The sequence below is a fragment of the Nocardia sp. NPDC005745 genome (assembly GCF_040630775.1).
In the GTDB taxonomy this organism is placed as follows: domain Bacteria; phylum Actinomycetota; class Actinomycetes; order Mycobacteriales; family Mycobacteriaceae; genus Nocardia.
In genome coordinates this window covers 73,448-82,799 of sequence record NZ_JBEXYF010000036.1, presented here as the reverse complement: position 1 = coordinate 82,799, position 9,352 = coordinate 73,448, and the positions used below count along the sequence as shown (strand labels likewise).

The 9,352-nt window shown below is 68.0% G+C and carries 7 protein-coding genes; 1 reads left to right on the top strand and 6 read right to left on the bottom strand.

Features of this window, described 5'->3' with window-relative positions; all coding sequences use genetic code 11:
* Positions 1-92: 92 nt before the first annotated feature.
* From ABZ420_RS29460 to ABZ420_RS29435, 6 genes are all read right to left on the bottom strand, one after another.
* A complete protein-coding gene (locus tag ABZ420_RS29460) occupies positions 93-395 on the bottom strand; it encodes a peptidase inhibitor family I36 protein (RefSeq protein ID WP_168434205.1) in 303 nt (100 codons plus the stop codon).
* A gap of 122 nt (positions 396-517) precedes the next feature.
* Positions 518-1,519 carry a VWA domain-containing protein gene (locus ABZ420_RS29455; RefSeq protein WP_040867404.1) on the bottom strand — a complete coding sequence of 334 codons (1,002 nt, stop codon included), beginning with the start codon at positions 1,517-1,519 and terminating at the stop codon, positions 518-520.
* Positions 1,516-2,469: a DUF58 domain-containing protein gene (locus tag ABZ420_RS29450; RefSeq protein WP_357129410.1), complete on the bottom strand. Its 954-nt coding sequence runs from the start codon at positions 2,467-2,469 to the stop codon at positions 1,516-1,518. Before ABZ420_RS29450 ends, ABZ420_RS29455 begins: the two co-directional genes overlap by 4 nt.
* Positions 2,470-2,501: 32 nt before the next feature.
* A complete protein-coding gene (locus tag ABZ420_RS29445) occupies positions 2,502-3,677 on the bottom strand; it encodes a MoxR family ATPase (RefSeq protein ID WP_357129397.1) in 1,176 nt (391 codons plus the stop codon).
* Positions 3,678-3,810: 133 nt separating this feature from the next.
* On the bottom strand, positions 3,811-5,229 hold the full coding sequence (locus tag ABZ420_RS29440; RefSeq protein ID WP_357129394.1) for an NlpC/P60 family protein: 1,419 nt from the start codon (positions 5,227-5,229) through the stop codon (positions 3,811-3,813).
* Positions 5,230-5,609: 380 nt separating this feature from the next.
* Entirely contained in the window at positions 5,610-6,182 is a 573-nt protein-coding gene (locus tag ABZ420_RS29435; RefSeq protein ID WP_357129392.1) for a DUF6676 family protein, read from the bottom strand.
* Positions 6,183-6,468: 286 nt separating this feature from the next.
* On the opposite strand from ABZ420_RS29435, the gene ABZ420_RS29430 reads away from it, so the two are divergent.
* A complete protein-coding gene (locus tag ABZ420_RS29430) occupies positions 6,469-9,288 on the top strand; it encodes an aconitate hydratase (RefSeq protein WP_357129389.1) in 2,820 nt (939 codons plus the stop codon).
* Positions 9,289-9,352 lie beyond the last annotated feature (64 nt).

The window sequence follows — 9,352 nt, the reverse complement described above, 5'->3', positions numbered from 1 at the left end:
TGTGGTTTTAGAGATTTTGCGGAGGGCAGCGGTGTTGTGTCGAGCCCACCCCCCCCCCCACGGCCCGATCGTGGCCTCGGTCGATCACCGAATCAGCACTGCCTGCACCAGTGCACCGAGTAGGCGTCGAATCCGAGATCGGAAAACGACGTGGCGCCGTTCGTGTGGCGGCCGTTGCAGTTCGAACTTTCCCAGAAGGTCAGCGACTGACCGCTGCGATTGACCACCGAACGGGCGGCGCCGCCCTTCGGGTAGGTCAATACACACGAGGTCGAGTCGACCACCGGAATCCACTCGAGCATCCGGCCGGTGTAGTTCGCCCCCGTCCACATACAGACGCTCCCGTTCGGACACGACGGCGCGGCGGCCGCTTCGGGTGCCCCCACGAGAAACATCGCAGTGAAAATGGCTGCCGCAGACGCGATTACAGTACGCATCGAAACTCCCTCCCCGGACTGATACGAGCCTGAGCGTACCGAAGCTTCGCTTGGCGGACAACGTCTTTCCGCCGCTCCGATTACGGAAGCCGTTGCCGATACAGCAGACCTGTGATGATTCCCGTCGCGATGAGCAAGAGGCCGAGCAACAGCCAGGGCCGACTCGCATCGCCCCGAGTCAGCTCGAATCCGATCTGCTCCTCGAGCGTGTTGTACACCTTCGTCAACTCGTCCAAGGAAGCCGCCGTGTAGAACTCTCCACCACTCAAACGCGCGATCTCCCGCATCGCGTCGTCGTCCACCTTGACTTCCACGCGATCGCGCGAACCGTCCTCGCGCGGAATCTCGACGACACCCCAGGCGGTGCCGAAGGAGATGGTGGAGATCGGAATGTTCTTGCTCTTGGCGAGCCGTGCCGCGACGTACTCGTGCCGCGGGTTGTCGAAGTCGGTGAAATTGGGAACGGTTTGTTTACCGTCCGACATGAGCACGATCCGGGCTGGCGGCGGCTGCTGGCCGCCGCCGAGCACCGTGGCGAGCGTCTGGATCGCCTGCAGCGCGGTGTGGATTCCTTCGCCGGTGGCGGTGCGCTCGGCGAGGCGGACATTGTCGATCGCGGCCTTGACCGATTCGTGGTTGGTCGTCGGCGAGACCATCACCGAGGCGGTGCCCGCGAAGGTGACGAAGCCGATGTTCACGCCCTCGGGCAACCCGTCGACGAACTCCTTGCCCGCCTGCTTGGCGACCTGGATGCGGCTGGGGGCGACGTCGGTCGCCTCCATCGACAGCGACACGTCCATCACGAGCATGACGGTCGCGCGGTTGCGCGGCACCTTCTTGACCGCGGTCGGTCCCGCGGCGGCGACGGTGAGGAAGACCAGGCCGACGAGCAACAGCGCTACGGCCACGTGGCGGAACGGGCTCGGCCGCGAAGGAGCGACCTTCTCCAGCAGCTCCATGTTGGTGAACTTCAACATGTGCTTGCGCCGGGTGCGCTGCACCAGGACGTAGCCCAGCGCGATCAGCGCGATGACGGCGAGAAATCCGAGCCAGATCTGTGCGGTGAAATGCGAAATACTCACTGACGTGGCACCCGCCCGGTCGGGGCGCCGAAGCTGTGGCGCCGGGTGGACACGAACCGGACCACATCGGCGATCCAGTCCCGGTCGGTTCGCAGGGTGAGCACCGGGGCGCCACAGCTGCGCAGCGCCTGTTCGACCTGCTCACGGTGGCGCTGCGCGGCAGCCGCGAAATCGGCGCGCAGCGTGGAGGTCACGCTGAACTCGCGGGTGCGCCCGGTCTCCGGGTCGTGCAGCACGACATCGCCCATATCGGGCAGCGAAAGGTCACGCGGGTCGAGCACCTCGACCGCGAGCAGATCGTGCCTGGCCGAGATCGCGCGCAGCGAGCGCTGCCAATCGATGTCGCCCAGGAAATCGCTGATGATCACCGCGAGCCCGCGCTTGCGCTGCGGGCGGCGCAGCGATTCGATGCCGCCGCGCAGGTCGCCGCGCACACCGTCGCGCGCGTGCGGGGTGGTCGCGATGCTGCGCAGCAGTGACTGGGCGTGCACCCGCCCGCCGCGCGCCGGGATGCGGGTCAACCGTTCGCCGGTGGCGACGACCGCGCCGATCCGGTTGCCGCCACCACTGGTCAGATGGGTGATCGCGGCCGCGGCGGCGATGGCGAGGTCACGCTTCTGGCAGGCGGCGGTGCCGAAGTCGAGGCTGGCCGACAGATCGACCACCATCCAGGTCTCCAGTTCCCGGTCGGCGATCATCTGCCGCACGTGCGGATGGGTGGTGCGGGCGGTGACCGACCAATCCATCTGGCGCACGTCGTCACCGGGCTGATAGGCGCGCGCCTCGCCCGGCTCGGAGCCGGGTCCGGGGATCAGACCGAGGTGATCGCCGTGCAGTACGCCGTCGAGCCTGCGGCGCACGGTGAGTTCGAGGGTCTTGAGCGCGACCGTGAGCCTCGGGTCGGTCAGCTCACCCGCGTGGAAGGACGGAGGTGCGTGGGACGGCGACATCGGCACTGGCGCAACCGGATCCGATGCCGAGGTCACTTCGGCGGGAGGGTGCCCGCGGGCTGCGACTGCTGCCCGTTGGGCGGCTGGGGAACGGCCTGCTGCGGCTGCGGAATCTGCTGCTGCGGGGCGCCCTGCGCCGGGGCGGCCTGCGCGCCCGGCGCGACGGCCTGCGGGGCGACCTGCGGCAGGCCGACCGTCTGCAGAACGCGCTTGATGACGTCCTCCGGGCTGATCTCGTCGGCGAGCGCGTCGTAGGACAGCACCAGGCGATGGCGCAGCACGTCCGGGATCACCTCGACGACGTCCTGCGGCACCACGTAATCGCGGCCGCGGATCAGCGCCACCGCACGCGCCGCGGCGATGATGCCGAGGCTGGCGCGCGGGGAGGCGCCGTAGGAGATCCAGCTGGCCACGTCCTGCATGCCGAATTCGGCCGGTTTGCGGGTCGCCGCGATCACCCGGACCACGTAGTCGACCAGAGCGTGGTGCACGAAGGTATTGGCCGCGACCTTCTGCAGGCGGATCAGCTCCTCCGGCGCCAGGATGCGGCTCGCCTCCGGCGGGGTGACGCCCATCCGGTAGATGATCTCGCGCTCCTCCTCCACCGAGGGGTAGTCGACGACGACCTTGAACAGGAAGCGGTCGCGCTGCGCCTCGGGCAGTGGGTACACGCCCTCGCTCTCGATCGGGTTCTGCGTCGCCATGACCAGGAACGGGTCCGGCATCGGGTAGGTCTTGCCGCCGATCGACACGTGCCGCTCGGCCATCACCTCGAGCAGCGCCGACTGCACCTTGGCCGGCGCGCGGTTGATCTCGTCGGCGAGCACGAAGTTCGCGACGACCGGGCCGAGTTCGGTGTCGAACTGCTCACGGCCCTGCCGGTAGATGCGGGTACCGATGAGATCGGTTGGCACCAGGTCGGGCGTGAACTGCACCCGGGCGAACGAACCGCCCACCACCTTGGCGAAGGTCTCCACGGCGAGGGTCTTCGCGATGCCGGGAACGCCTTCGAGCAGGACGTGACCGCGCGCGAGCACACCGACGAGCAGTCGTTCGACCAGGCGGTCCTGGCCCACGATCACCCGCTTGACCTCGTAGATCGCCTTCTCCAGGGTCTGGACGTCACGCTCGAGGGTGCTGGGCGTGGAAGCCGGCGTGTCCTTCGCCGAGTTCACTCCGCTCACACCGTCCGTCGAAGTCACCAACATCCCCGCTTTCGCCTTGGTCCTGTGCGTGCTGCCACAACTATTCCAGGTAATCACCGCCTGTGCCGCAACCGGACCCGACAGAATGGGAATTCGGCGGCCCCGCGGCCACGCACAGTACCCGGAATGTCCGATATCAGGAGACGATGCGCACCGCGAACGGCATGATGCCGCCCTCCCGGACCGGGGACACCTTGACCACGTCGCCGGATTCCGGCGCCTCCACCATCTTCCCGTCGCCCAGATACAGCGCCACGTGCTGACTGCCGTTCGGCCCCCAGAACAGCATGTCGCCGCGTTCGCGGTCATCGACCGGCACCCGGGTGCCCGCGTTGTACTGGTAGCCGCTGTAGTGCGGCAGCGAGACCCCGATGCCCGCGAACGCGTAGACCATCAACCCGGAGCAGTCGAAGCCCACCTTGTCGTAGTCACCGTGGCGGTCGGCCACACCGCCGTCGCGGATGCCGAGCGTGGGCCCGTCCTCGTCGCCGCCGCCCCAGGCGTAGGTGACGCCCAGCTGGGACATGGCCCGATCGACCACGATCTCGATCGCCGACGAACCCCCGACCGACGGCGCGTCCGGCCGGGGCGCGCTGCGCCGCGCCGGTGGCGAATCCTCCAACTGGGTGTGCGGGCGCTTGCCCGCGCCCAGTTCGGCGGCGCGATCCTGGGCCGCCCGGTCGGCGGCCGCGCGGGCGGCGGCCGCCGCTGCGGCCGCGCGGACCGCGGCCTCCTCCGCTTTGCGCAGTGCGTCCCAGGCCAGGTACGCCTCGCGCTGGTCCTGTAGCCCCGCGACGTTGTGACGCGCCTGATCCAGCCGGCCCTGGGCGTCCTGGCGCTGCCGCAGCAGGTCGTCGCGCTGGGCGGTCTGGCGGTCGAGTTCGGCCTTGGCCGCGGCGACCGCGTGCTCGGCGTCGGTCTTGCGCGCCGCGGCGACGGCGGCGGCCGCGTCGGCGTCCGACTTCGCCCGCCGGGCGCTCGAGTTCTTGTTGCCATGATCGATCTGTGCCCGGCGCAAGCCGTCCAGCACCTGCCGGCGGTTCTTGGAGACGAGGTCGAGGAGCTGGGCCCGGTCCAGCGCGACCGCGGGCGTGGCCGCCGCGAGGTAGGTGATCATCGAGTCGGAGCCCGGCCGGGTATAGACCTGGGTGGCGAACTGGTCGAAGTTGCGTCGCGCCTGGCCGACCCTGGCCCCGGCGTCGGCCAAGGCGGCTTGGGTGTCCACCACCACGACGGCGGCCGCGTCGGCGGCGTCGCGGGCGTCCTGCAGGTCCACCAGCGCCTTGTTGACGTCTTCGCGGCGCCGCGCGACGGCGTCGTCGAGCTGACCCAGCTGGTGATCGACCACGGCGACCTGGTTGACCAGGGTGCCGACCTCGGCGACCCCCGCGTCGACCTGTGCGCCCGCCTGCGCGATCTGACCGTCGCTGGGATTTGGCGGAGGAGGCGGCACAGCGACAACCGGCCCGGCCGTGACCACTACAGCGACCGAGATCAGCAACCCCGCAGCGATCGTTAATCGGCGCCGGTAGGTCAGCGCGCCGTTGTTGCGCATCACACCTCCAAGGACCGGATTCCGGTAATCCTCGAGGGCATCAGGCGGACCATGACGCACTGTGGTCGACGGATGGCCTCTGGGAACACTTATTCCCCATCAGGGACCATTCGAACCGTAAGACACTTGCGTCACCGACGAAACAACATTCACGCAACTATGCGGTTCGGTTTCTTGATTGCTAAAAGTTTGCTATATGCGCCTGATGGTTCTTTCAGACAGAACGAACCAACTCTTCGGAAAATTAGCTGAATGGAAACTGGAAGCGCTGCTTATCCCCCTAGACCCACCTGCGACAGCCTTCGCATCCAGCGAAGAATCAGGCGAGGGAGACCGCGGGCAACGGCGGCATCCGCAGCCGAAACGGGCGAGCCTCGGGCTTACTCGCCCTCCGGTGCCCGCCGATCGTTCGTCACGCGCACCGGCTCGGCGTCGTTCGTCGCGCGCCGGACCTTGAGCCAGTACAGCCCTGCGATGGCCGCCGCCGTCCCCACCAGCAGCGTCCCGGTGATCGCGGTCCAGGACATCGACTCCGGCGTCTCCAGGCGGGCGACGAAGATGCTCGCGGCCTCCCCGCTTTTGCCCTGGGTGCCCTTCGCGGCGTCCTCGGCCCATTCCAGCCGCACCCGGCTTATCGCGTCGCTGTAGGTGCCGATCCAGTCGTCGCTGAAAACGACGACAGTGCCGTGCTGCGTCTTGCCCACCTCGGTGGCCAGGTCCCGTAGGCTCGAGTCGTGTCCTGGATTGCCGGGGACGACCACGATACTCAGCGGGATTCCCTGCGATCGCGCCTCCGCGGCGATGGTGGCCAGTTCCGCCTTGTCCTTGCCGGTCAGCGTCGCGACGTGATCGTCGGCCAGATCGGCGTTGAGCGAGCGCACGGTGTCGGTGGTGACATTCGGCGGCAATTCGGCGGCCATAGGGGTGAAAACCGAGTTGTGCGGGGCGGTCATCTTCCATCCGGTCTGTCGAGCCGCATCGGCAACCGAAGCGACGGGCATCCAACACTGCAGGTCGAGCAAGATCCCCCTTGCTGGCTCGAAAGCACAGTACGCGACGGAGTGTCGCATTCCGCGCGCACGGCACGCGGAACCGCCCCCTGGTGTTTCACAGGACAAGCGTACTGTTAAGGTCGTAGGCGCGAGGAACCGGCGCTCCAGCGGCACCGGAGCACCTCCGAAGACTCGGCCGCCGGCACAGCCCCGTCGGCGGCCGCCCTCACAGACGAGTGGAGCTGACGTGACGACAAGTATCGATACTTTCGGCGCCAAGGGCACCCTCGAGGTGGGAAGCAACTCCTACGAGATCTTCCGCCTCTCCGCCGTGCCCGGCACCGAGAAACTCCCCTACGCACTCAAGATCCTCGCGGAGAATCTCCTCCGCACCGAAGACGGCGCCAACATCACCGCCGATCACATTCGCGCCATCGCGAGCTGGGATCCCTCGGCGCAGCCGAACACCGAGATCCAGTTCACGCCCGCCCGCGTCATCATGCAGGACTTCACCGGCGTACCCTGCATCGTCGACCTGGCCACGATGCGCGAGGCCGTCGCCACCCTCGGCGGCGACCCGGACAAGGTGAACCCGCTCGCCCCCGCCGAGATGGTCATCGACCACTCCGTCATCATCGACGTATTCGGCCGCGCCGACGCCTTCGAGCGCAACGTCGACATCGAGTACCAGCGCAACGGTGAGCGCTACCAGTTCCTGCGCTGGGGCCAGACCGCGTTCGACGACTTCAAGGTCGTCCCGCCCAGCACCGGCATCGTGCACCAGGTCAACATCGAGCACCTGGCCCGCGTCGTCATGGTCCGCAACGGCCAGGCCTATCCCGACACCTGCGTCGGCACCGACTCGCACACCACCATGGTCAACGGCCTCGGCGTGCTCGGCTGGGGCGTCGGCGGCATCGAGGCCGAGGCGGCCATGCTCGGCCAGCCCGTCTCGATGCTGATCCCGCGCGTCGTCGGCTTCAAGCTGACCGGCGAGATCAACCCCGGCGTGACCGCGACCGACGTCGTGCTCACCGTCACCGACATGCTGCGCAAGCACGGCGTGGTCGGCAAGTTCGTCGAGTTCTACGGCAAGGGTGTGGCCGAGGTGCCGCTGGCCAACCGCGCCACCCTCGGCAACATGAGCCCCGAGTTCGGTTCCACCGCAGCGATCTTCCCGATCGACGAGGTGACCGTCGAGTACCTGCGCCTGACCGGACGCTCCGACGAGCAGGTCGCGCTGGTCGAGGCGTACGCCAAGGAGCAGGGCCTCTGGCACGATCCCGACACCGAGCCCGCCTACTCCGAGTACCTCGAACTGGATCTGAGCACCGTGGTGCCGTCCATCGCGGGCCCGAAGCGGCCGCAGGACCGGATCCTGTTGTCGGAGTCGAAGATCGCGTTCCGCAAGGACATCCACAACTACACCAGCGACGCGGAGAGCGGCCCCGCCGCCGACACCCCGCACAGCAAGCTGGACGAGGCCGTCGAGGAGTCCTTCCCCGCGAGCGACCCGGCGGTGCTGTCCTTCGCCGACGACGGCGCCGAGTCGCTGGCGTCGGCCGCCAACGGCGCAGAGGGCCGTCCGTCCAAGCCGGTGACGGTGCGCAGCGAGGAGTACGGCGACTTCGTGCTCGACCACGGCGCGGTCGTGGTCGCCTCGATCACCTCCTGCACCAACACCTCCAACCCGTCGGTCATGATCGGCGCGGCCCTGCTGGCCCGCAACGCGGTCGAGAAGGGCCTGGCCCGCAAGCCGTGGGTGAAGACCTCCATGGCGCCGGGTTCGCAGGTCGTCAACGGCTACTACGAGAAGGCCGGCCTGTGGCCGTACCTGGACAAGCTGGGCTTCAACCTGGTCGCCTTCGGTTGCGCCACCTGCATCGGCAACACCGGCCCGCTGCCGGAGGAGATCTCCAAGGCGGTCAACGACAACGACCTCACCGTCACCGCGGTGCTGTCGGGTAACCGCAACTTCGAAGGCCGCATCTCCCCCGACGTGAAGATGAACTACCTGGCCTCCCCGCCGCTGGTCATCGCCTACGCGCTCGCGGGAACCATGGACTTCGACTTCGAGAACGACCCGCTGGGCAAGGACACCGAGGGCAACGATGTCTTCCTGAAGGACATCTGGCCCGCGCCGCAGGAGATCCAGGACACCATCGACCGGGTCATCAGCCGCGACATGTTCCTCGAGGACTACAAGGACGTGTTCCGGGGCGACGAGCGCTGGCGCGGCCTGCCCACGCCGGAGGGCAAGACCTTCGAGTGGGACGCCGAGTCGACCTACGTGCGCAAGCCTCCGTACTTCGAGGGCATGCCGCAGACCCCGCAGCCGGTCACCGACATCAAGGGCGCCCGGGTGCTCGCACTGCTCGGCGACTCGGTCACCACCGACCACATCTCCCCGGCGGGCAACATCAAGCCCGGCACCCCGGCCGCCCAGTACCTGGAGGCCAACGGCGTCGAGCGCAAGGACTACAACTCCTACGGCTCGCGCCGCGGTAACCACGAGGTGATGATCCGCGGCACCTTCGCCAACATCCGGCTGCGCAACCAGCTGCTCGACGACGTCTCGGGCGGTTACACCCGCGACTTCACTCAGGACGGCGGCCCGCAGGCGTTCATCTACGACGCGTCGCAGAACTACCAGGCCGCGGGCATTCCGCTGGTCGTGCTCGGCGGCAAGGAGTACGGTTCGGGCTCCTCGCGTGACTGGGCCGCCAAGGGCACCAGCCTGCTGGGCGTGAAGGCCGTCATCACCGAGTCGTTCGAGCGCATCCACCGCTCCAACCTGATCGGCATGGGCGTCATCCCGCTGCAGTTCCCCGCGGGCGAGTCGGCCGCGTCGCTGAAGCTGGACGGCACCGAGACCTTCGACATCGAGGGCATCACCCAGCTGAACGAGGGTGTCACCCCGAAGACCCTGAAGGTCACCGCCACCAAGGAGAACGGTGACAAGATCACCTTCGACGCGGTGGTGCGGATCGACACCCCCGGTGAGGCGGACTACTACCGCAACGGTGGCATCCTGCAGTACGTGCTGCGCAACATGATCCGTGCTTGATTGCGCCACCTTCGGCGGCGCGTGTTCGCGCCCCTGAAGTCTCGTGTTTGCGCGCCCGAGACTC

Excerpts from the sequence above, each read along its gene's own strand:
- ABZ420_RS29450 (WP_357129410.1), bottom strand. The coding sequence starts at position 2,469 with ATGTCGCCGTCCCACGCACCTCCGTCCTTCCACGCGGGTGAGCTGACC.
- ABZ420_RS29460 (WP_168434205.1), bottom strand. The coding sequence starts at position 395 with ATGTTTCTCGTGGGGGCACCCGAAGCGGCCGCCGCGCCGTCGTGTCCG.
- ABZ420_RS29435 (WP_357129392.1), bottom strand. The coding sequence starts at position 6,182 with ATGACCGCCCCGCACAACTCGGTTTTCACCCCTATGGCCGCCGAATTG.
- ABZ420_RS29445 (WP_357129397.1), bottom strand. The coding sequence starts at position 3,677 with ATGTTGGTGACTTCGACGGACGGTGTGAGCGGAGTGAACTCGGCGAAG.
- ABZ420_RS29440 (WP_357129394.1), bottom strand. The coding sequence starts at position 5,229 with ATGCGCAACAACGGCGCGCTGACCTACCGGCGCCGATTAACGATCGCT.